We start from the raw sequence: 22181 nt of genomic DNA, 5'->3' as shown, positions 1-22181 counted from the left end.
GTGGCGTTCCTGGGCGTGGCCCGCCCGCGACCGGCGGTCAGCCGATCAGGGGACGGAAGGTGCCGAGCGCCACGCTGACGGCCAGCGCGGCCCCGGCGATCGCCGTCGCGCCGACGATCAGCAGCCAGTCGGCCACACCGAAGTGCTGCCGACGGGCGAAGGTGCGCGGCAGCCCGCTGTCGAAGCCCCGGGCGTCCATCGCCACGGCGAGCCGGGTACCTCGCCGGATCGCGCCGACCAGCAGCGTGAACGCCGTCGAGACGAACAGCCGCATCCGGGCCACCGGACTGCGCCCGGCCTCGACCCCACGGGCCCGGCGCGCCATCGTGATCATCTGCCACTCCTGGCCGAGCAGGGGCACCAACCGGAACGCCGCCAGCGCGCCGATGGCGAACCGGGCAGGGGCCTTGGCGTTCTGCACCAGTGCGTCGGCCAGGTCGGTCGGGTCGGTGGTGGCGAAGACGATCACCCCGGGCAGGGCCACCGCGAACAACCGCAACACCAGGCCGAGCGCGGTGATCAGCACGCCCGAGGTCACCACGACCGGGCCCGCGTCGAACAGCACCCGGCCCGACCGGTCGGCCGCGAAGAGCACCAGCGTGACCAGGATGCCGACGGCGGCGGCCAGCAGCGGCCAGGCCCGGCGGACCAGCAGAGCGGGACGTACTCCGAACAGCGGCAGCACCGCCAACTCCACGGCGATCGCGATAGCCGGTGCGACCGGGTCCAGGGTGGCCATCAGCGGAAACGCGAACAGCATCGCGGCGGCCAGCTTGGCCACCGGGTTACGCCGGGCCAACGGCGCGTCCGACCTGGCGAACGGCTCCACACTGATCATCGCTGCGCCACCGCGGGCGGGGCGAGGGCCAGCGTGCGGTCGGCCAACGCGGCCACGAACTCGGCGTCGTGGGTGACCGCGACCAGGCCGTTGCCGGCGTCGCGGAGGTCGGCGAGCAGGTCGACCAGTTCCCGCCAGGTGCGCCGGTCCTGACCGAAGGTGGGCTCGTCGCAGATCAGCAGGCGGGGCGCGGTGGCCAGGGCGGTCGCCACGCTCAGCCGCCGTGCCTCGCCACCGGAGAGGGTGTACGGGTTGGCGGCGGCGAGCCGGTCCAGTCGCAGCCGGCTCAACAGGTCCGTCACCCGGTCGCGGACCGCCGCCTCGGACGCCCCGGTCCGCCTCGGCCCCAGCGCCAGTTCGTCGAAGACCGTGCCGGTGACGAACTGGTGTTCGGGATTCTGGAACACCGACCCGATCCGGCGGGTCAGCGCCGGTGCCCGCCAGCGGTGCGGCGCGGTGCGGGAGTCGACCCCGGCCAACTCCGGGGAGGCCGTCAACCGTCCGGTGCCCGGCCGGAGCAGCCCGCCGAGCGCCAGCGCCAGGGTGGACTTCCCGGCACCGTTCGGGCCGAGCACGGCGAGCGCCTCACCGGCGCGTACGGTCAGGTCGATGGGGGCCAGCCGGGACGGTTGGCCGAGCTTTTCGGCGGTGAGCAGCACCTCGCCGGCCGGGCCGGTGGCCCGGCGTGGCGGGATCTCCCGACCGGGCACCCAGACCCCCTCGGCGGCGAGGGTGTCGCCGTGTGCGGCGAAGACCGCCTCCGGTGGGCCGTCGGCGCGGACGCCGCCGCCGGGTTCGAGGACCACCACCCGGTCGACCAGGGGCAGCGCCTCGGCGACCCGGTGCTCGACCAGGATCAGCGTGGTGTCGGCGTCCACCGCTCGGGTGAGCGCCGCGCGGATCAGGGCGGCGCCCGCCGGGTCGAGGTTGGCGGTGGGTTCGTCCAGCAGCAGCAGGTCGGGGCGCAGCACCAGCACACCGGCCAGGGCGAGACGCTGCTGCTCACCGCCGGAGAGCGCCGCGGTGGGCCGGTCCCGGTGGTACGGGAAGCCGACGCGGTGCAGCGCCTCGTCCACCCGGGGCCAGATCTGGTCGGCCGCCACACCCCGGTTCTCCAGGCCGAACGCCACGTCGTCGCCGCTGCGGGCCATGACGAGTTGGGACTGCGGGTCCTGGAAGACGATGCCGACCCGCTCCCGCGCCTCGGCGGCGCTACGACCGTCGATCTCGATGGTGCCCTCGTGTTCGCCGGAGTCCTCGGGCAGCAGCCCGGCCAGGGCGGCCAGCAGGGTGCTCTTGCCGGCCCCGGACGGCCCGAGCAGCAGCACCCGCTCGCCGCGCTCCACCCGCAGGTCCACTCCGCGTAGCGCCCAGGCACGTCGTCCGGCGTGCCGCCAGCCGAAACCGCGCAACGTCACCCCGCCGCCCATCCCGCCCTCCCTCCACGCTCGCTGGTACCCCGACCCCGGGATCGGCGTTTGGTGCCCGCCGACCCTCGGGCGGGCATGCTCAGATGAGAGTGCGTTCGCGGCCGGCGGGGAAGCGGTCGAGGACGCCGGTGCGGGCCAGGGCACGGGTGAGCCGGTACCCGCCCGCACCGGCGATCACCGTGGCGCTGACGATGGTGAGCAGGGCGTAGGGGAGCCGGTAGGTGGCGATGTCGCGTCCGGCGTTCCAGTAGACGAAGTCGAAGATCGCCGCGCTCAGACCGGTCAGCGCACCGGCCAGCAGGGCCGTCGGCAACCGGTAGGAGCGGTAGCGGAAGGCGGCGAAGGCCAACTCGGCACCGACACCCTGCATCAGGCCCTGGAGCAGCACGATGCCGCCCCACTGGCTGCCGAGCAGGGCCGAGATGATCGACGCCAACAGTTCGCAGTACAGCGAGGCACCCGGCTTACGGATGATCAGGCCGCCGAGGACGGCCGGCACCAGCCAGACCCCGTAGATGAGGGTCTGTGCCGGCGGGAAGAAGCTGAAGGCGCTGTCGGTGGCGCTCCACACCAGGCCCCAGGCCCAGAAGATGACGCCGAAGGCGACGGCGATGACCGAGGCCACCACGATGTCGATGGTGCGCCAGCGGTTGCTGTCGGTGGTCTGCATGATGATCGCTCCCAGTCCAGATACGAACCAGGCAAGACGCACGCCCCGGACGGCGGCGCCGAACGGTGGCGGGCTGGAGGTGGACCGAACTCCCTGCGCTGGCATTACCCAGATCAGGTACGGAGGGTCTGCGGGCGGACCCGCACTCTCAGCGCTGTGCGCTCCCCTGTCGGAGGTGTTGTCTGTCCCGCCGACGCTAACACCACCGAAGATCCACCGGCAACGTGATCTTCGCAGGTCACCCGGGGTGTTCATCGCCGGGATCCTGGCCTGATCGCGGGGTTCGGGCGTGCCACGCCCGTACGGCTAGGCTGTCGGGTATGCGCATCGATGCCCGAGGTCTGCGGTTCGAGGTCACCAGCGGCGGCCCGGAGCAGGGTGAGCCGGTGCTGTTGTTGCACGGGTTCCCGCAGCACTCGGGCCAGTGGGCGGGCATCCGGCCGGCCCTGCACGCGGCGGGTCTGCGCAGCTACGCGCTCGACCAGCGGGGCTACTCGCCACAGGCCCGGCCCAGCCAGGTCGAGGCGTACCGGCTGGGTGAGCTGGTCGCCGACGCGGTGGCGGTGCTGGACGCTCTCGATGTCCCCGCCGCGCACGTGGTCGGGCACGACTGGGGTGCGGTGGTGGGGTGGGCGTTGGCCGCCGCCCACCCGGACCGGGTGCGCACGCTGACCGCGATCTCCGTGCCGCATCCGGCTGCCATGGCACACGCGCTCAGGCACGACCCGCAGCAGAAGGCACGCTCGGCGTACATGCTGCTGTTCCGGCAGCCGGGGGTGGCGGAGAAGACGCTGCTGGCGTTGGGCGCTGCCGGGCTGCGTCGGCTGCTGCGTGGCGTCGGTGACGGCGACCGGGTGGCCGGGTACGTCGATCCGATGCGTCAGCCGGGTGCGCTGACCGCCGCGTTGAACTGGTACCGGGCGATGTCGAAGGCGGACCTGGCGGCGACCGGACCGGTGACGGTGCCGACCACGTACGTCTGGAGCGACGGTGACGTCGCCATCGGCCGGGTCGCCGCGCAGGCGTGCGCCGCGCACGTGACCGGGGATTTCCGCTTCGTCGAACTGCCCGGGGTCACCCACTGGATTCCGGACGAGGCACCGACTCCGTTGGCCGAGGCGATCCTGGCCCGGGTCCGCCCATCGGCCTGAGCGGGTTCGCCGTCGTCCGCCGAGTGGGTTTCGGGTGGAACCCGTTGGGGCATCAGCGTTGCCGTCGGCAGCAACGGTCGGCGCAGCCCCCGGAGGTTTGCGGTGTCGAAGGAAACCGAGAGGCAACGCTGGCAGCGCAACTTCGCCGACCTGCTCCAGGAACTGCGGGTCGCGCAGACCGGCGTGCAGATTCTCTTCGCCTTCCTGCTGACCCTGCCGTTCAGTGCCGGCTTCGGCGAGACGACTCCGTTCCAGCGGGACGTCTACATCGTCGCGTTGCTCGCCGCGGCCGCTGCCACCGCGATGATCATTTCGCCGGTGGCCTTCCACCGGGCGCTGTTCCGGCAGGGGCGTAAGCCGGAGCTGGTGCGTTTCGCGCACAAGATGGCCAGCGGTGGCCTCGGCTTCATGCTGATCGCGATGATGAGTTCGGTGCTGCTGATCACCGACTTCGTGCTGCCCCGACCGATCTCCTTCCTGCTCACCGGGATCACCGGCCTGTGGTTCCTGACGTTCTGGACGGTCCTGCCGTTCGCCCGGCGCAGCTGGGGAGAGGACGTCGACGACGAGGAGGACCCGAGCGGCCTGGCCGAGGAGTGAGGCGACGCCGCTGCGGATATCCGTGGCTACCTTTGGGTAACGAACCCGGGTAGCCTGCTGAACAGGCGGAACAGTTCGACTGTCCGGATCGAGCCCGGGGGTTTGCCGTGGCCATCGCCGAGAACCGTCCATCAGCCACCGACAGCCGTAGCGGCGACCTGTCGTCGGGCCCGACGGGCCAGCCGTCCGAGCCCGACGCCACGGGCCAGGTGTCCGAGAGGGAAGCGCGTCGGGTTGCCGAGGCGGCCCGGCAGGCCGACTGGGACCGGCCCAGCTTCGGCAAGGAACTCTTCCTGGGTCGGCTGCGGCTCGACCTGATCGACCCGTGGCCCCGCCCGCAGCCGCAGGAGCAGGCTCGGGCCGAGGAGTTCCTCGGCCGGTTACGCGACTACCTGATTTCCGAAGTGGACGGCGCGGCGATCGAACGCGACGCGCGCATCCCCGACGAGGTGTTCCAGGGGTTGGCTCGGCTGGGCGCCTTCGGCATGAAGATCGGGCCGGAGTACGGCGGGTTGGGCCTGAGCAACCTGCACTACTGTCGGGCGCTGATGCTGGCCGGCTCGGTGAGTCCGGCGATCGGTGCGCTGTTGTCGGCACACCAGTCGATCGGTGTGCCACAGCCCTTGAAGATGTTCGGCAGCGAGGAGCAGAAGCGGCGGTTCCTGCCCCGGCTGGCCGCCGGGGAGGTGTCGGCGTTCCTGCTCACCGAGCCCGACGTGGGCTCCGACCCGGCCCGCCTGGCCACCACCGCGGAGCCGACGCCCGACGGCACCGGCTACCGGATCAACGGCGTCAAGTTGTGGGCCACCAACGGCACCGTGGCGACCCAACTCGTGGTGATGGCGCGGGTCCCGAAGGCCGAGGGGCGTCGTGGCGGCATCACCGCCTTCGTGGTCGACGGCGACGCCGAGGGCATCACCGTCGAACGTCGCAACGCCTTCGTCGGCCTGCGTGGCCTGGAGAACAGCCTCACCCGCTTCCACGATGTCTTCGTACCCAACGAGAACGTCATCGGTGGCGAGGGCAAGGGGCTGCGGATCGCCCTGAGCACGCTGACCACCGGTCGGTTGTCGCTACCGGCGATGTGCGTCGGTGCGGGCAAGTGGGCGCTGCACGTGGCCCGGGAGTGGTCGGCGGAGCGGGTCCAGTGGGGCCGGCGGGTGGGTGAGCACGAGGCGGTGGCCCAGAAGCTCGCCTTCATCGCCGCGACCACGTACGGCATGGAGACCATGCTCGACCTCTGCTGCCTGCTCGCCGACGACGATCGCAACGACATCCGGATCGAGGCGGCGCTGGTGAAGCTCTACGCCAGCGAGATGGCGTGGCGGATCGCCGACGAGCTGGTGCAGATCCGTGGTGGACGCGGGTACGAGACGGCGGACTCGCTCGCCGCCCGGGGTGAACGACCGGCAGCGGTCGAGCAGATGCTGCGCGACCTGCGGATCAACCGGATCTTCGAGGGCTCCACGGAGATCATGCATCTGCTCATCGCCCGCGAGGCGGTGGACGCGCATCTCTCCGTGGCGGGCGACATCATCGACCCGGAGGCCGGGCTGGCCCGCAAGGCGAGAGCCGGGGCGAAGGCGGGCGCGTTCTATGCGCGGTGGCTGCCGACGCTCGCGGTCGGCAAGGGCCAGCAGCCCACCGGGTACGGCGAGTTCGGCCCGCTCGCCGGGCACCTGCGACAGGTGGAACGCGCCAGCCGGAAGCTGGCCCGGTCGACCTTCTACGCGATGTCGCGCTGGCAGGGCCGGATGGAACGCAAGCAGGCATTCCTCGGCCGGGTGGTGGACATCGGCGCGGAGTTGTTCGCGATGAGCGCGGTCTGCGTACGCGCGCACGCCGAGCGCGACACCCGTCCGGAGAACGTCGAGCTGGCCGACCTGTTCTGCCGGCAGGCGCGGGTCCGGGTCGAGGCGTTGTTCACCGCCCTGTGGGAGAACACCGACTCGATCGACGTGACCGCCGCCAAGCGCCTCCTCGACGGCCGTTACGTCGCGCTGGAGCAGGGCGTCATCACCCCGCCCGCCGAGCTGCCCTGGGTGGCGACCTGGACACCGGGCCCCTCCACCGTCACCGCCGACGCCCGCCGCCGTGTCCCCCCGCCCACCCCCGACGTGTCCGGTTGACCACCACGTCCGGGCGTGCGCTTCTCGATCAGCTCGGCGGGTTGGGGCTGCGCAGGCCCAGGCGACGCAGTTCGAGGGCGGCGAGGGCATCGACGGTGGCCTCGTCGCCTTGGAGCCACGCCTCGGCGACGTCGGGTGAGATCCGGGTGAGTTCGCGCAGCGGTTGACCGGCCAGGGCACGCAGGGCCAGCAGGTCCCGACCGGCGGGCGCGGTGGCCAGTGCCGCCGCCGACCCCGCCCGCCGTATCCAGCGGATCCGCAGCGGCAGCCAGCCGAACACCACGAGTGCGAGCGGCACGATCAGCAGTCCGACGGCCAGCGCCAGCGCCAACTGGTCGACCAGCTCCTGCTGGTCGCGGCCCGCCTCGGCGAGCGAACGGGCAGCGCTCGCCGCCCGTTCGAAGGGCGCGGTCAACTCGTCGCCGACCAACGGCACCCGGCCGACCTTGCCACCGGCCTCGGCCAGGTTGTCGGCCAGGCCGCCGCCCGCGCCCTCCAGCTTCTGCCCGGGTACGGCGAGCTTCTGCACCAGGTCGTGCAGCCAGAGCGCACCCCGGATCGCCGCGTACACCCAGGCGACGACGAGTAGATCGGTGAGTAGCTGACGTAGCGCGGTCGGAAAACGATCAGCGTAGATCTTCACGCCGGACAGCCTGCCACGGACTCCGCCACCCGGCACTCGGGCCGAAGCCCCGTCAGATCGCGCCGGTCGGACCATGGCGGCCGAGGTGCTCTCGCCGTCGACAGCCAGGCGAGGCGGGGTCGGTGGCGGTGGCGGTGGCGGTGGCGGGTCAGGGGGCGCAGGTCGGGCAGGTGCCGAAGATCTCCAGGGTGTGGCTGACGTCGGTGTAGCCGTGCTGGGCGGCGACCCGGTCGGCCCAGTTCTCCACCGTGGGACCGGCGACCTCGACCGTACGCCCGCAGCCCCGGCAGACCAGGTGATGGTGATGCCCCTCGCTGCACCGGCGATACAGGTGTTCGCCGCCCGGCGGGCGCATCACGTCGATCTCGCCCGCGTCGGCCAGGCCCTGCAACGTCCGGTAGACCGTGGTCAGGCCGACCCGCTCGCCCCGCTCGCGCAGCATCGCGTGCAGTTCCTGGGCGCTGTGGAAGCCCTCCACCTGGGCGAGCAGCGCACTCACCGCCGTACGCTGACGGGTGTTGCGCAGCGCCGCACCACGCTCGCTCATGACACCTCCCCTGCGTGGCTGACCGCGTCGGCCACGATGTGCGCGACGTGCTCGTCGACCAGGGTGTACGCGATCTCCCGCCCCCGCCGGGAGCCCCGGACCACGCCCGCCCCACGGAGCACCCGCAGATGCTGGGAGACCAGCGGCTGGGCCACGCCGAGCTTGTCCACCAGCTCGTGCACGCAGCGGTCGCCGTCGGCCAGCTCGCTGACGATGGCCAAGCGGATCGGTGCCGAGAGGGCGCGCAGCAACTCGCTGGCACCCTCGTACGCGTCATAGCCGGATCCGCTGGTCACCTTGCAACGGTAACCAATACCGATGCCCCACCCATGGTCAGGACCCGTTCAGGACGACCTCGTGGGGCTCCGGCGTCGGCGCGGGGTGGGGCCGGACCCGGCGGATCCGACGCCAGCCGACGGCCAGCACGGTGACCACCACGAACGAGGCGATCGCGACCACCACCACCGAGGCGCCGGGCGCGGTGTCGGCGAGCGCCGCCATCCAGATACCCGCCCCTCCGGCGAACAGGCCGAGGGCCATCGCCGCCGCCATCGTGCTGCGGAACCCTCGGGTGACCTGTTGCGCGGTGGCCACCGGGACGACCATCAGCGCGCTGATCAGCAGCACGCCCACCGCGCGCATCGCGATCGTCACCGTGATCGCCGTGGTGATCGCGAGCAGCAGGTTGAGCGCGCGTACCGGCAGGCCGGAGACCCGGGCGTACTCCTCGTCGTGGCAGATCGCGAACAGCGCGGGCCGCAGCCCGATCATCGTGAGCAACACGGCCGTGCCGAGCACCACGATGGTGACGACATCCCCCCGGGACGTCGTGCTCAACGCGCCGAACAGGTACGCGTTGAGGTGGGCGCTGGTGCTGTCGGAGAGCCCGACCAGCACCACCCCACCGGCGATGCCGCCGTAGAAGAGCAACGCGAGGGCCAGGTCGCCGGAGGTCCGGCCGCGTTCCCGGATCAACTCGATGAGGATCGCGCCGATGGTGGCCGCGATCACCGCCATGATCACGGGGGAGGTCTGGAAGAGCAGCCCGGCACCGACCCCGGTCAACGCCACGTGCCCGATGCCGTCGCCGATCAGCGCCAGCCGCCGCTGCACCAGGTAGATGCCGAGTGCGGGCGCGGTCAGCCCGATGACCAGCGCGCTGAGCAGCGCGAGCTGCATGTACTCGTACTGGAAGAGGCTCACTGTGCGCTCCACAGCCCGGCGGGCTCCTCGGGACCGTGCGGGTGCACATGGTCGTGGTCCGGCGCGGCGTGGTGTCCGGCCGGCTCCGGCACGGCGCCGTCGTGCACCACGAGTCCCTGGTGCACGACGATCGCTCGGCTGATCAGCGGGCGCAGTGGACCAAGTTCGTGGGCGACGAGCAGGACGGTGCCCCCGCTGTCGGTGAACTCACGCAACGCGTCGGCGAACGCCTCCTGGCTGACCGCGTCCACGCCCGCCGTCGGCTCGTCGAGGATGAGCACCTCGGGTCGCCCGGCCAGGGCTCGGGCGATCAGGGTGCGCTGCTGCTGCCCGCCGGAGAGGGTGGTGACCGGGTCCTTCGCCCGGTCGGCCAGGCCGACGGCGCGCAACGCCTCGGCGACGGCCGCCCGGTCGACGCGACCGGGCGGGCGCAGGATCCCCCGGCGGGACAGCCGCCCGGCGGCGACCACCTCGGCGACGGTCGCCGGTACGCCGCTGCCGGCACCGAGACGCTGCGGGACATACCCGACGCGGTGCCACTGCCGGAACTGGCGTATCGGCCGGCCGAAGAGGGTCACCTGGCCGGCGCTCAGCGGGACCAGGCCGAGAATGGCGCGGATCAGGGTGGACTTGCCGGAGCCGTTGGCACCGAGCACCGCGACCACCTCACCGGTGGTCACGTTCAGCGATACGTCACGGAGCACGGGACGGCCGTCGTAGCCGACCACCCCGTGCGTGACGGTGATGACGTCAGGTGTCACGAGCAGCTCAACGCCGTCCTCAAGGTCCGCAGGTTGGTACGCATCACCGAAAAGTAGTCGCCGTCGCCCTCGGCAGACATGCCTTCGAGGGGATCCAGCACCGCAGTCCGGGCACCGACCTCCCGGGCGATGGTCTCGGCCACCTTCGGGCTGACCAACGTCTCGAAGAAGATGGTGGTGGCCTGGTGCTCCCGGGCCTCCTCGGCGACCGCCGCCAGCCGCCGAGGGGACGGCTCGTCCTCCGGGGTGAGCCCGCTGATACCGATCTGCTCCAGATCGTACTTGCTGGTCAGATAGCCGAACGCGGTGTGGCTGACCACGATCTCCCGACGTTGGCAGGTCTTCAGCCCTTCGGTGAACTCGTTGTCGAGCTGCTCCAGCTCGGTACGCAGGGCGGTGGCCCGCTGGGTGTACTCGGCGGCGCGGTCCGGGTCGATCGTGCCGAGCCGCTCGGCGAGCTTGTCGCCGATGGCGGCCAGCCGGGTCGGGTCGAGCCAGACGTGTGGGTCCTTGGCGCCGTCGGACACCTGCTCGGCCTCGTGGCCGTGGTCGTCGCCGTCGTGGTCGTGACCACCGGCGGTGACGTCCAGCAGGGGTGCCACGGTCGCCACGTCAAAGACGCGGTCACCGGCGCCGCGTTCGACCGCCTCGTCCACGGCGGGCTGGAACCCGCGCAGCACGAGGACCAGCTCCGCCTCGCTGATCTGGCCGACCTGGCGTGGGTTCAGCTCCAGGTCGTGCGGCTCGGCTCCCGGGCGGGCCAGGTTCGTCACCACCACGGCGTCGCCGCCGACCCGCTCGGCGAGGAACTGCAACGGGTAGAAACCGGCCACCACGTCGACCCGCTGGGGGTCGGCGCCGACGCTGCCGTCGTTCGAACAGGCGGTGACGCCGGTCAGGGCGAGCAGGGCTGCCGCAGCGGTGACCAGGGCGCGCGGAGTCGAGCGGAACGTCATGCCCTCGACTGTCCGTGACAACGACAATGATTGTCAAAAACGCATGCTTGCATGTTCAGAGCAGCTTCACCAGGCCCGCGGTGACCAGCAGGGTCAGCACGATCAGCCGGATCGCCCGGTTCTGCGGGGTCTGCACCGCCCAGGTGGTCACCAGCAGGGCCGCCAACGCTCCGGCCAGCAACAGGGTGAACAGGCCGCCGACCACGCCCGGGGTGAAGAACGCGACCAACGCGAGGAGGAGGGTGACCAGGAACACGGTCGTCGGGTTGGTCCGGGCCAGTCGGTCGGCGATGCCAGGCTGCGTACGCTGCATTCCACAGACTCTACGAGGAGGAGGGCCGGTGCTGGTCACCAACCGGTTCGTGGTCGACGAAGACGTCGCGGAGGCATTCACCGCCCGGGCCCACGCGGCCCTCGCCGCGCTCGCTGCCCGGCCCGGCTACCAGCGCGGCCAGTTGGTCCGGGCGCTGGACGACCCCCGGCACTGGTGCCTGGTCACCGAATGGGAGTCGGTGGGCACCTACCGCCGAGCGCTCGGCGGGTTCGACGTGAAGATCACCGCCGTGCCGTTGCTCGCCGAGAGCCTCGACGAGCCGTCCGCCTACGAGCCGTTGGCGACCGCGGCGCCGGACGGGGACGTGGTCACGGTCGCCAGCGACCGGGCTGCGGGTCCTTACCGCTGAGTCTCCTGGCACTACGCTGGCTCCTATGACCGCCCACGGACCGGCAGCCCCACCACCAGATCCCTCGCTGCCCGGCCAGCAGGCACCGCAGAGCCCCGGCGACAGCGGCGTGCCGCCGGCCGCCTCCGGCCCGCCAGCCAACGCCGGCACCGGACCGCCGCCCGCCTTCGGTGCCCCCGGACCTCCACCCCCCGGACCCCCACCTGTCGGTCCGCCGCCCGCCGGTCCGCCATCGGCCGGTCCGCCATCGGCCGGTCCGCCATCGGCTGGGTCGCCATCGGCTGGGTCGCCGCCCGCCGGACCCCCACCCGCCGGTCCGCCGCCCGCCGGTCCGACCGCGTCGGCCGGTAGCGACGGGCCGCCGCCCGGGCCCGGGGTCGCGCCGCCGTTCGCGGCACCGCCGACCGAGGGCGGGCGGTCACGGCTCTGGCTCGGTCTCGGGGCGGGGGCGCTGGCCCTGCTGCTCTGCTGCGGCGGTGGCGGCACCGCGGTGGTCGGCCTGCTGGTCAGCGGCGTGCAGGCGATCGAGGAGCAGGGGCGTACGGTCTCCTCCGAGTACTACCGGGCCCTCTCCGACGGCGACTACGGCCGTGCCTACGACCAGCTCTGTGACGACGCCCAGCGGCGCGAATCCCGGCAGGAGTTCGAACGCCGCTCCGCCGCCGAGCCGCAGATCTCCTCGTACCGGGTCGGCGAGGTGGACATCGAGACGTTGACCGTGCCGGTAGAGGTGACCTACCGCGGTGGCGGTCAGGAACATCAGCAGGTCGTGCTCGCGCAGGATCCGCAGACCGGCGGCATGGAGGTCTGCGGAGTCAACTGACCGGCCGCGGGTAATGTGCTGGGTTCGGGACCCGACGGGTCGTACCGTGGTCCCGAGTCATCCCCGCCGACCATCACGTCCCCGCCGACCGCCAGTCGGCGTAGGAGGAAAAATGCCAGCCGACCGTATCGACGCCGTCGTCAGCCTCGCCAAGCGCCGGGGCTTCGTCTTCCCCTCCAGCGAGATCTACGGGGGTACCCGGTCGGCGTGGGACTACGGTCCGCTCGGCGTGGAACTGAAGGAGAACGTCCGCCGGCAGTGGTGGAAGACCATGGTCCAGCAGCGCGACGACGTGGTGGGCCTGGACTCCGCGGTGATCCTCTCCCGGGAGGTGTGGGCCGCCTCCGGGCACCTGGAGGCGTTCGTCGACCCGCTGACCGAGTGCCAGTCCTGCCACAAGCGGTTCCGCGCCGACCATCTCGAGGAGGCATACGAGGCCAAGCACGGCCGCCCGCCGACCTCGTTGGCCGAGCTGAACTGCCCCAACTGCGGCAACAAGGGCACCTTCACCGAGCCACGGATGTTCAACGGCCTGATGAAGACCTACCTCGGCCCGGTGGAGAGCGAGGAGGGTCTGCACTACCTGCGGCCGGAGACCGCCCAGGGCATCTTCGTCAACTACCGCAACGTGGAGACGGTCGCCCGCAAGAAGCCGCCGTTCGGCATCGCGCAGACCGGCAAGTCGTTCCGCAACGAGATCACCCCCGGCAACTTCATCTTCCGTACCCGTGAGTTCGAGCAGATGGAGATGGAGTTCTTCGTCGAGCCCGGCACCGACGAGCAGTGGCACGAGTACTGGCTCGCCGAGCGCTGGAACTGGTATCTCGACCTCGGTCTCTCCGAGAACAACCTGCGCTTCTACGAGCACCCCAAGGAGAAGCTCTCCCACTACTCGAAGCGCACCGTCGACATCGAGTACCGGTTCCAGTTCGGCGGCACCGAGTTCGCCGAGTTGGAGGGCATCGCCAACCGCACCGACTTCGACCTGTCCACGCACAGCAAGCACTCCGGCGTCGACCTGTCGTACTTCGACCAGAGCAAGGGCGAGCGGTGGATCCCGTACGTGATCGAGCCGGCCGCCGGTCTCACCCGCGCGGTGCTGGCCTTCCTGCTCGAGGCGTACGACGAGGACGAGGCGCCGAACACCAAGGGCGGGGTCGACAAGCGCACCGTGATGCGCTTCGACCCACGCCTGGCCCCGATCAAGGCGGCGGTGCTGCCGTTGTCGCGTAACGAGGCGCTCTCGCCGAAGGCGAAGCAGCTCGCCGCCGATCTGCGCAAGCGCTGGGTGGTCGAGTTCGACGACTCGCAGGCGATCGGTCGCCGCTACCGCCGGCAGGACGAGATCGGCACCCCGTTCTGCGTCACCGTCGACTTCGACACGCTGGACGACAACGCCGTGACGGTGCGGAACCGGGACACCATGGCCCAGGAGCGGATCGGTCTGGACCAGGTCGAGCGCTACCTGATCGACCACCTCCCCGGCTGCTGAGGTGTAAGGAAGGGCCCCTTCTTAACGCCTGGCGTAGAGAAGGGGCCCCTTCTTAACTCGCACGCACGCCAAGCTGCGGCTGCACCCGGATCCGGCTGGTGGCGCCGTAGCCGCGCCGAGACTCGTACGCATCGGTCACTGTGCGGCGCACTCGGTGCGGATCGCGCCGGATCTGGGCCGGCGTGAAGTGCAACACCAGGATGCCGTGCCGGCTCAGCTCGTTGTGCCGGTCGAGCGTGCGCGCCCAGTCAGCAGGACTGAAGTGGTACTCCTGCGAATCGACCTCCAGCGCCACCGCCGCGTCGGGCAGATAGCCGTCCGGCGACGGCAGGGAACTGCCGTCCGCACCGATCAGGCGCGGATTCCAGTGGATCTCCGCCAGCACCGCACTCTCCGCCAGGCACTCTCTCAGCTCGGCTTCGGGTGCCGACCGCGTGCCCTGCATCACCTCCGAGAACGCCTTTCTGACCAGCGCCGTCCGACTGCGCCGGGCCCGTCGAATCTCCTCGTCGAGGGACGCGAGGTCCGCGTACCCCCGCTGGATGGCCTCGGCGACGAGCGCCCGCACCGGGCGCAGCTGGCGCAGGTCGCGGGCCGCGTCGACCACCGCGCGGGCGGGTGAACACACCGGGTACAGCGGCGTGGCGCGGGCCCGGCTGTCCAGGGCGAGGGCCCGCGAGATCACCGCGTAGCCGGCGGACCTGCGTCGTGCGTGATGTGGCACGACGAGGTGTACGGCGTCGGTACGCGGGCTTTGCCGGAAGCCGTACCAGGCCAGCGCGGCCAGGCCGGTGAGCTGCGCCTCGGCGCCGGCGTAGAGGACTGCTGCGATTCGCCGCTGCTCGTCGGTCAAGGTGCCGGTGACCAGGGCGTACGTCGCGGGTAGCGTCCGCTGCCACAGGCCGCGCCGGGTCTGTCGGTACAGGTACATGTCGTCGAAGCCGGCGGCCAGGAGTTGACCACGGCTGACGATCTGGTGCTGTCGTTCGGCCAGGTCGGAGAAGTCGGGTGGGGGCGTACGCATGAGGCGCAGCATCGGTGACGCGGTGCTGTCGTGTCCGGCCCGGAGCGGCTGCCTGTGGAGGGCCGCGCACGCTGTGGACAACGCTCTGCTCGACGCTCGGATGTGGTATGCGTCGCGTTAGCAGGGGGCCCTTCCTATGCACAAGGCGATAAGAAGGGGCCCTTCCTTACACTTGGGCGGTGCCGATGACGACTGCCGCTGCGGGCCCGCTGAGCATCGGAGCGCACCAGGTGTGGCCGCCGGTGGTGCTCGCCCCGATGGCCGGCATCACCAACGTCGGCTTCCGGCAGCTCTGTCGGGAGCAGGGCGGCGGGATCTACGTCTGCGAGATGATCACGACGGTCGCTCTGGTCGAGCGGAACCCGAAGACGCTCCGGATGATCGCGTTCGGGGCGGACGAGCACCCGCGTAGCCTCCAGCTCTACGGCACCGACCCGGAGACCACCGCCGCCGCCGTCCGGATCGTGGTCGAGCGGGATCTCGCCGATCACATCGACCTCAACTTCGGCTGCCCGGTGCCGAAGGTGACCCGTCGCGGTGGCGGTGCGGCGCTGCCCTGGCGGCGGCGCCTCTTCGCCCGCCTGGTGAGGGCCGCGGTGGAGGCCGCCGCACCCGCCGGGGTGCCGGTCACGGTCAAGATGCGCAAGGGCATCGACGACGACCACCTGACGTACGTCGAGGCGGGGCTCGCCGCCCAGGAGGCCGGGGTCGCCGCGGTCGCCCTGCACGGGCGTACGGCCGCGCAGCGGTATTCGGGCCTGGCGGACTGGGACGCCATCGCCACCCTCAAGCAGGCGCTCGACGTGCCGGTGCTCGGCAACGGCGACATCTGGGAGGCCGACGACGCGCTGCGGATGGTGGCGCACACCGGGGCCGACGGGGTGGTCATCGGCCGGGGCTGTCTGGGGCGGCCCTGGCTCTTCGCCGACCTGGAGGCGGCGTTCGACGGCTCGCCGCAGCGTCGGCTGCCCACCCTCGGCGAGGTGGCGGTGACCATGCGCCGGCACGCCGAGCTGCTGGTCGAGCAGTTCACCGCCGGTGCCCGCAATCCGGCTCGTGGTGAACGCGACGGCTGCACCGACTTCCGTAAGCACGTCGCCTGGTATCTGAAGGGCTTCCCGGTCGGCAGTGAACTGCGCCGCTCGCTGGCGATGATCGACAGTCTGGCCCAGTTGGACGACCTGCTCGGCAAGCTCGACCCGGCGGTGCCGTTCCCGGTGGAGACGTTGGGTCAGCCGCGTGGTCGTACCAACTCACCGGGCAAGGTCTTCCTGCCCGACGGCTGGCTGGCCAGCCGCGACGACGACACCGTTCCCGAGGGCGCCGAGTTGGCCGACTCCGGCGGCTGACCACGGCACCATCCCTCGGGTCGCCGAGGGGAAGACGACGAAGGGCCGGCCCCCGTGGGGGCCGGCCCTTCGCGGTACGGGTGTCAGCTGGTGGCGGTGTAGCCACGGGTGGCGATCCAGTCGGCGAGCGTGTCGATGCTCATCCGGTAGGAGGCCTGGGCGGGGTCGGCGGAGTCGGCGATGGTGACGACGTTGCCGTTGTCGCGGTAGCCCACGACGCTGATGTAGTGGCCGCCCTCGAAGCTGTGCGCGATGCCGTCGGTGTCCGTGGCGGTGCCGGCGATGTTGGCGACCACGGCACGGCCGTCGTCGACGGTGCGGACCACGTCGGCGCGCAGCTTGTCGGTCTGCTTGTCGTCGGCCTTGGCGCCGGAGATCTCGACCGACTTGTAGACGTCCTTACCGGTCTCCTTGTTCAGTACCGGGGTGATGTCGTTGATCGAGTTGGTGCCGGCCTCGGTGGTACGCATCTCCTTGGCCATGGCGTCCACGTCGATGTTCTTGCCCTGCACGCTCAGGGCGTTGCGGGCGGCGGCGGGGCCACAGTAGTAGAAGTTCGGCTGCGCCTCGTAACGCACGTCGAGTTCACGCTCGCCGCCGGGCTTGCGGTCGGCCACCATGGCGGCCTGCACGCCCGGGGTGGCCTGGGCGGCGATGGCGGGGCCGGCGATGCCACCGGCGGTGGCGGCGGCAGCGGCGATGGTCAGAGCGGTCTTGCGCAGGATGGTGTTAGCCATGATGATCCACACCTTTCGTTCGGGGGTGCGCGCGACTGCCCGCGAGAAGGAGAAACGCGGGTGGGTCGTGCGTGAAGGGGGATGTGCTAACGAATCGTCCGGGCGCTCGGTGCCGGGGGAGGCGGCGTCCGGGAGGGTGTAACGCCGGAGGGGTCGCCGGTCATTCCGGGGTGCCTCGCGGGGGAGGCGGATGACCCGTGTCCGGGGGATGTAACGCCCGGCGGTGGGGGGTCATTCCCGCCGGGGGGCGGCGCTCGGAGGCGCTCGTGGTTACGTCATGTACAACGACGGGGCCCGTCCCGTCATTCCGCCGGTGGGGTGGCCCCGGTCACCGGATATCGGACATAACGCCTAAACGATCAAATATCAAATATCCCGGCAAAAAGGATGAAGCGGTCATCCGGGTAGGTTCGCGGGCGGCGCGTGCCCGGTCGACGGGTCGCGCGGCGCGGGGACCGGCCCCGCCGACGTCGGCCAGGGCAGCTCGGGAGCGCGGTGGTACGCGATGCCCGCGGTGGCCCAACGCGGGCCGTGCCCCGCCAACCGTACGCGGAACGCCTCCCAGTCGTGCGTCGACCGGGGTGACCAGCCCAGCTCGGCGATGGCGGGCAGCCGGGGGAACATCATGAACTCGACCTCGGCGAGGGTGGTCACGTACTCGGTCCAGAGCGGCGCCTCGACGCCGAGCACCGCCTCGGCCGGTACGCCGACCAGGTGGTTGGCGGGATCCCAGTCGTACGCCCGGCGTACGTCGATCAAACCGGCCCAGTCGTGCCCGATCGGGGTGTCCGGGGCGTATTTCATGTCGAGGTACGCGTGGTTGGCCGGGGAGAGGACCAGCCGGTCCCCCCGACGCACCGCCTCGGCGGTCACCGGATCGTCGCCGGTGGTGCCCCACCACTGGAGGATCCTCGGGTGGGTATGGGCGGCGGGGGCGATCTGGTGCCAGCCGACCACCTCCCGGCCCAGCCCGGTGACGATGTGCTGCACCCGTTCGACGAAGGTGGCGTACACCTCGGCGGGCACCTTGAACGCCTCGTCGCCGCCGATGTGCAGCCAGCGCCCCGGGGTGAGCGCGGCGATCTCGCCGAGCACGTCGGCGACGAAGTCGTACGTGCGCTGGCTGGTCGGGTCGACGTAGCTGAAGCCGACGTCGGTGCCGGTGTACGGCGGTGGTGCGACGCGGTCGGGGGACAGCTCGCCGTACGCGGTCAGCGCGGCGTGGGTGTGGCCGGGCAGGTCGATCTCGGGGATCACGGTGACGTGCCGGTCGGCGGCGTACGCCACGATCCGCTGGTAGTCGGCCCGGGAGTAGTAGCCGCCGGGGGCGTCGCCGACCGCGCCGGCCCCGCCGACGGTGGCCAGTCGGGGCCACGAGTCGATCGCGATGCGCCAGCCCTGGTCGTCGGTGAGGTGCAGGTGCAGTCGATTGAGCTTGTAACGGGCCAGGTGGTCGATCACCCGCAGCACGTCGGTGACCCCGAAGAAGTGCCGGGCCACGTCGAGCATCGCCCCTCGGTGCGGGTAGCGGGGGCGGTCGAGGATCGACCCGCCCGGCAGCACCCAGCGTTCGTCGACCGCAGTGGTGTTCTCGACGGCGGCCGGTAGTAGCTGGCGCAGCGTCTGCACGCCGTACCAGAGTCCGGCGGCGGTGCCGGCGGTGACGCGTACCCCGTCGGTGGTGATGTCGAGCCGGTAGCCCTCCGCGCCCAGGGCGGCCTCGCCGGTCAGGGCGAGGGCGATGCCGCCCGCCGGGGCGGGTGTGGCGGCATCGGTGACCGGCAGCGGGTAGCCGGTGGCCGGGCGCAGCAGCGCGGCGAGTTCGTCGGCGACCGCCAGGGCGGCCGGATCGGCGCTGGCCCGGATCACCGTGTCGGCGGTGAGCAGGTAGTCGGCCGTGGCGTCCGGTTCGACCCGTTCCGGAGCGGGCACCACATCACCCAGCCGGATCGGTGCCGGCGGTGCGAGCAGCGCCGCCGCCGCTTGCTCCGCCGCCCTGGCCAACTCCCCGGCGGTACGCCCGACGATCAGGGCCGCGTCGTCGGCCGGCGCGGCGGCGGTGGCGCGGGACGGGTCGAGTGGCTCCGGTGTGCTGCTGGGCGGGGCGGACAAGGGGACTCCCGAGGGGTGTATTCGCGGCGGTTGTGGCAATGGTGCGAGGTGGTCACACAACGTGCCGTCAAGCGTACGGGGAGGCTGGCGATTGCGTGAATGTGCGCGTGGAATCGTTCCCAAAAACTGTCATGAACGCGGACAGTCGTGATTGCTGTGCCTATTGTCACCGGATGCTCCCAGGTCACGCGTTGTTCGCTTAGCCTTCGCCCACCGATCGGCACGACTTCCGGATTACCAGGTGATGGGTCCGGGGTACCTGAGAACTGAACCTTCGTTAAGTGTCAATCCGGGCGCGTGGGAGGCTCTGGTGACAGCGCAAGAGACGGTTGAGCACAAGTACGTCTACGACTTCGCCGAGGGCAACAAGGACCTCAAGGACCTGCTCGGCGGCAAGGGAGCGAACCTGGCCGAGATGACCAATCTCGGCCTGCCGGTGCCGCCCGGCTTCACCATCACCACCGAGGCGTGCAAGGCATACCTCGCCACCGGTGCGGAACCGGCCGGACTGGCCGAGCAGATCGCCAACCACCTCGCGTCGCTGGAGCGGGCGATGGGCCGCCGCCTCGGTGACCCGGACGACCCGCTGCTGGTCTCCGTACGCTCCGGGGCGAAGTTCTCGATGCCCGGAATGATGGAGACCGTGCTCAACGTCGGGCTCAACGACCGCTCGGTGGTGGGCCTGGCGGCGCAGGCGGGAGGCAACGAACGGTTCGCCTGGGACTCCTACCGGCGGCTGATCCAGATGTTCGGCAAGACGGTCTGCGACGTGCCGGGTGAGGAGTTCGAGCACGCGCTCGACGAGGCCAAGCACGCCCGGGGCACCACCGACGACCTCGACCTCGACGCGGGTGACCTGCGCGAGCTGGTCGACGCGTACAAGAAGATCTTCAGCAAGCACACCGGGCGGGACTTCCCGCAGGAGCCGCGCGAGCAGCTGGACCTGGCGGTACGCGCGGTGTTCGACTCGTGGAACGCGGAGCGGGCGGTGGTCTACCGCCGTCAGGAGCGCATCCCGGCCGACCTCGGCACCGCGGTGAACGTGGTGGCGATGGTCTTCGGCAATCTCGGGGCCGACTCCGGCACCGGCGTCGCCTTCACCCGCGACCCGGCCAGCGGCGCCCAGGGCATCTACGGCGACTACCTGGCCAACGCGCAGGGCGAGGACGTCGTCGCCGGTATCCGCAACACCGTGCCGTTGCAGGAGCTGGAGCGGATTGACAAGAAGTCCTACGACGAACTGCTCGACTACATGGCCCGGCTGGAACGGCACTACCGGGACCTGTGTGACATCGAGTTCACCATCGAGCGCGGCAAGCTGTGGATGCTCCAGACCCGGGTCGGCAAGCGCACCGCCGCCGCCGCGTTCGTCATCGCCGGTCAGCTGGTCGACGAGGGCCTGATCGACCTCGACGAGGCGCTGCACCGGGTCAACGGCGCCCAACTCGCCCAGCTGATGTTCCCGCGCTTCCAGCTCGACCACGAGTTCCAGCCGGTCGCCACCGGCATCGGTGCCTCGCCGGGCGCGGCCGTCGGCAAGGTGGTGTTCACCTCGGCCCGCGCGGTCGAGCTGGCCGCCGAGGGCGAGGCCGTGATCCTGGTCCGCCGGGAGACCAACCCGGACGACCTCAACGGCATGATCGCCGCCAGGGGCATCCTCACCTCACGAGGCGGCAAGACCAGCCACGCCGCCGTGGTGGCCCGGGGGATGGGCAAGACCTGCGTCTCCGGCGCGGACGAGTTGACCATCGACGTGCCGAAGCGGCGCTTCATGGTGGCCGGGCAGACGGTCGGCGAGGGCGACGTCGTCTCCATCGACGGCACCACCGGCAAGGTGTACCTGGGCGAGGTGCCGGTCAGCCCGTCGGAGGTGGTGCGCTACTTCGAGGGCGAGGTCGACCCGGAGGCCACCGACGACGCCCTGGTCAAGGCGGTGCACCGGATCATGTCGTACGCCGACGCCAGCCGACGCCTGGCGGTGCGCACCAACGCCGACACGGCCGCCGACGCGGCCCGCGCCCGGCGGTTCGGCGCCGAGGGCATCGGCCTGTGCCGCACCGAGCACATGTTCCTCGGTGACCGCCGCGAACTGGTGGAACGGCTGATCCTGGCCCGCGATCCGGCGGAACGCGACGAGGCGCTGGCCGCACTGCTGCCGTTGCAGCGGGCGGACTTCGTGGAGATCTTCCGGGAGATGGACGGGCTGCCGGTCACCGTACGGTTGATCGACCCGCCGCTGCACGAGTTCCTGCCGCCGTTGGAGCAGCTCGCGGTCAACGTGGCGGTCGCCCAGGAACGCGGCGAGGACGTCGCCAAGGAGGAGGCGCTGCTCGCGGCGGTACGCCGGATGCACGAGGAGAACCCGATGCTCGGGCTGCGCGGCGTACGCCTGGGGCTGGTCATCCCCGGCCTCTTCGCGATGCAGGTCCGGGCGATCACCGAGGCCGCCGTGGAGTGCGCCCGCCAGGGAATCCGGTCCTGCCCGGAGATCATGGTCCCGCTGGTCGGCGCGGTCCAGGAGTTGGAGACGGTACGCGCCGAGGCCGAACGGATCATCGCCGAGGTGGTCGGCGGCAGCGAGGTTGACGTGCTGATCGGCACGATGATCGAGGTGCCCCGGGCCGCGCTGACCGCCGGGCAGATCGCCGAGGCCGCCGAGTTCTTCTCCTTCGGCACCAACGACCTGACCCAGATGGGCTGGGGTTTCTCCCGCGACGACGTGGAAGGGGCCTTCTTCTGGCGCTACCTGGAACTGGGCATCTTCGGCATCTCGCCGTTCGAGTCCATCGACGCCGACGGCATCGGGCGGCTGGTACGCATCGCCACCGAGGAGGGCCGGGCGGCCCGTCCGGGGCTCAAGATCGGTGTGTGCGGCGAGCACGGCGGTGACCCGGACTCGGTGCACTTCTTCCACTCCGTCGGGCTGGACTACGTCTCCTGCTCACCGTTCCGGGTGCCGGTCGCACGGCTGGAGGCCGGCCGGGCCACGGTGGTCACCACCGGCTCCGACAGCCGCTGACCACACGCCCCGCC

Annotated in this window: 20 protein-coding genes, 1 pseudogene and 1 riboswitch; of the genes and pseudogenes, 8 read left to right on the top strand and 13 right to left on the bottom strand. The window is 71.3% G+C overall.

Translation table 11 applies throughout. The features are described 5' to 3' along the window. Positions 1-37: 37 nt before the first annotated feature. From FF096_RS19980 to FF096_RS19970, 3 genes are all read right to left on the bottom strand, one after another. Positions 38-838: an energy-coupling factor transporter transmembrane protein EcfT gene (locus FF096_RS19980; protein ID WP_155220738.1), complete on the bottom strand. Its 801-nt coding sequence runs from the start codon at positions 836-838 to the stop codon at positions 38-40. Beyond that, positions 835-2268 (bottom strand): ABC transporter ATP-binding protein, encoded by a 1434-nt coding sequence (locus FF096_RS19975; protein WP_155220736.1) that lies wholly within the window; start codon positions 2266-2268, stop codon positions 835-837. The genes FF096_RS19980 and FF096_RS19975 overlap by 4 nt, the downstream gene beginning before the upstream one ends. 79 nt (positions 2269-2347) lie before the next feature. Then, positions 2348-2938, bottom strand: coding sequence for an ECF transporter S component (locus FF096_RS19970; protein WP_155220734.1), 591 nt, complete (start codon positions 2936-2938; stop codon positions 2348-2350). 72 nt (positions 2939-3010) lie between these two features. Then, a riboswitch (TPP riboswitch) is annotated at positions 3011-3116 on the bottom strand. Positions 3117-3258: 142 nt separating this feature from the next. Here FF096_RS19970 and FF096_RS19965 point away from each other — a divergent pair. The 3 genes from FF096_RS19965 (at position 3259) to FF096_RS19955 (ending at position 6818) form a co-directional block, all read left to right on the top strand. Beyond that, complete coding sequence (locus tag FF096_RS19965; protein ID WP_155220732.1) at positions 3259-4089, top strand: alpha/beta fold hydrolase; 831 nt, start codon at positions 3259-3261, stop codon at positions 4087-4089. Between the two features lie 102 nt (positions 4090-4191). Continuing rightward, positions 4192-4689, top strand: coding sequence for a DUF6328 family protein (locus FF096_RS19960; protein ID WP_309223629.1), 498 nt, complete (start codon positions 4192-4194; stop codon positions 4687-4689). A 158-nt stretch (positions 4690-4847) separates the two neighbouring features. Beyond that, entirely contained in the window at positions 4848-6818 is a 1971-nt protein-coding gene (locus tag FF096_RS19955; protein ID WP_155220844.1) for an acyl-CoA dehydrogenase family protein, read from the top strand. A 28-nt stretch (positions 6819-6846) separates the two neighbouring features. Here FF096_RS19955 and FF096_RS19950 read toward each other — a convergent pair whose 3' ends face one another. From FF096_RS19950 to FF096_RS19920, 7 genes are all read right to left on the bottom strand, one after another. Then, positions 6847-7461, bottom strand: coding sequence for a hypothetical protein (locus FF096_RS19950; RefSeq protein WP_230462789.1), 615 nt, complete (start codon positions 7459-7461; stop codon positions 6847-6849). A gap of 148 nt (positions 7462-7609) precedes the next feature. Then, complete coding sequence (locus FF096_RS19945) at positions 7610-8008, bottom strand: Fur family transcriptional regulator (protein WP_155220730.1); 399 nt, start codon at positions 8006-8008, stop codon at positions 7610-7612. After that, positions 8005-8304 carry a metalloregulator ArsR/SmtB family transcription factor gene (locus tag FF096_RS19940; RefSeq protein WP_309223628.1) on the bottom strand — a complete coding sequence of 100 codons (300 nt, stop codon included), beginning with the start codon at positions 8302-8304 and terminating at the stop codon, positions 8005-8007. The genes FF096_RS19945 and FF096_RS19940 overlap by 4 nt, the downstream gene beginning before the upstream one ends. Positions 8305-8341: 37 nt before the next feature. Then, a complete protein-coding gene (locus FF096_RS19935; protein ID WP_309223649.1) occupies positions 8342-9211 on the bottom strand; it encodes a metal ABC transporter permease in 870 nt (289 codons plus the stop codon). After that, the gene (locus FF096_RS19930) at positions 9208-9972 is read right to left on the bottom strand and encodes an ABC transporter ATP-binding protein (RefSeq protein WP_309223627.1); all 765 of its coding nucleotides are present in this window, start codon (positions 9970-9972) and stop codon (positions 9208-9210) included. The genes FF096_RS19935 and FF096_RS19930 overlap by 4 nt, the downstream gene beginning before the upstream one ends. Next, positions 9969-10928, bottom strand: a complete 960-nt coding sequence (locus FF096_RS19925; RefSeq protein WP_155220726.1) for a metal ABC transporter substrate-binding protein — start codon at positions 10926-10928, stop codon at positions 9969-9971. The genes FF096_RS19930 and FF096_RS19925 overlap by 4 nt, the downstream gene beginning before the upstream one ends. 55 nt (positions 10929-10983) lie before the next feature. Then, positions 10984-11241: a hypothetical protein gene (locus tag FF096_RS19920; protein ID WP_155220724.1), complete on the bottom strand. Its 258-nt coding sequence runs from the start codon at positions 11239-11241 to the stop codon at positions 10984-10986. 28 nt (positions 11242-11269) lie between these two features. On the opposite strand from FF096_RS19920, the gene FF096_RS19915 reads away from it, so the two are divergent. The 3 genes and pseudogenes from FF096_RS19915 (at position 11270) to FF096_RS19900 (ending at position 13926) form a co-directional block, all read left to right on the top strand. Continuing rightward, positions 11270-11611 carry an antibiotic biosynthesis monooxygenase gene (locus FF096_RS19915; RefSeq protein ID WP_309223626.1) on the top strand — a complete coding sequence of 114 codons (342 nt, stop codon included), beginning with the start codon at positions 11270-11272 and terminating at the stop codon, positions 11609-11611. Between the two features lie 358 nt (positions 11612-11969). Continuing rightward, positions 11970-12434 (top strand): annotated as a pseudogene (locus tag FF096_RS19905) (hypothetical protein); the annotation flags it as partial. Positions 12435-12546: 112 nt separating this feature from the next. After that, a complete protein-coding gene (locus tag FF096_RS19900; protein ID WP_155220720.1) occupies positions 12547-13926 on the top strand; it encodes a glycine--tRNA ligase in 1380 nt (459 codons plus the stop codon). Between the two features lie 52 nt (positions 13927-13978). Here FF096_RS19900 and FF096_RS19895 read toward each other — a convergent pair whose 3' ends face one another. Then, positions 13979-14950 (bottom strand): type IV toxin-antitoxin system AbiEi family antitoxin domain-containing protein, encoded by a 972-nt coding sequence (locus FF096_RS19895; RefSeq protein ID WP_155220718.1) that lies wholly within the window; start codon positions 14948-14950, stop codon positions 13979-13981. A gap of 179 nt (positions 14951-15129) precedes the next feature. Between FF096_RS19895 and dusB the strand changes: the two genes are divergently transcribed. Further along, complete coding sequence (gene dusB / locus FF096_RS19890) at positions 15130-16299, top strand: tRNA dihydrouridine synthase DusB (protein WP_375335360.1); 1170 nt, start codon at positions 15130-15132, stop codon at positions 16297-16299. Between the two features lie 83 nt (positions 16300-16382). On the opposite strand, the gene FF096_RS19885 is transcribed toward dusB, so the two are convergent. Together FF096_RS19885 and FF096_RS19880 are read right to left on the bottom strand one after the other, a co-directional pair. Continuing rightward, a complete protein-coding gene (locus tag FF096_RS19885) occupies positions 16383-17036 on the bottom strand; it encodes a C39 family peptidase (protein WP_155220716.1) in 654 nt (217 codons plus the stop codon). A 396-nt stretch (positions 17037-17432) separates the two neighbouring features. Then, positions 17433-19169, bottom strand: coding sequence for a beta-N-acetylhexosaminidase (locus FF096_RS19880; protein ID WP_375335362.1), 1737 nt, complete (start codon positions 19167-19169; stop codon positions 17433-17435). A 289-nt stretch (positions 19170-19458) separates the two neighbouring features. On the opposite strand from FF096_RS19880, the gene ppdK reads away from it, so the two are divergent. Next, positions 19459-22167, top strand: coding sequence for a pyruvate, phosphate dikinase (gene ppdK, locus FF096_RS19875; protein WP_309223625.1), 2709 nt, complete (start codon positions 19459-19461; stop codon positions 22165-22167). The last annotated feature ends 14 nt before the right edge of the window (positions 22168-22181 follow it).

Origin of the sequence: Micromonospora sp. CP22, assembly GCF_009712475.1 — a bacterium.
Classification (GTDB): Bacteria; Actinomycetota; Actinomycetes; order Mycobacteriales; family Micromonosporaceae; genus Micromonospora.
Note: the sequence above shows the minus strand (reverse complement) of the source record. Positions and strands in the feature narration are given on the sequence as shown.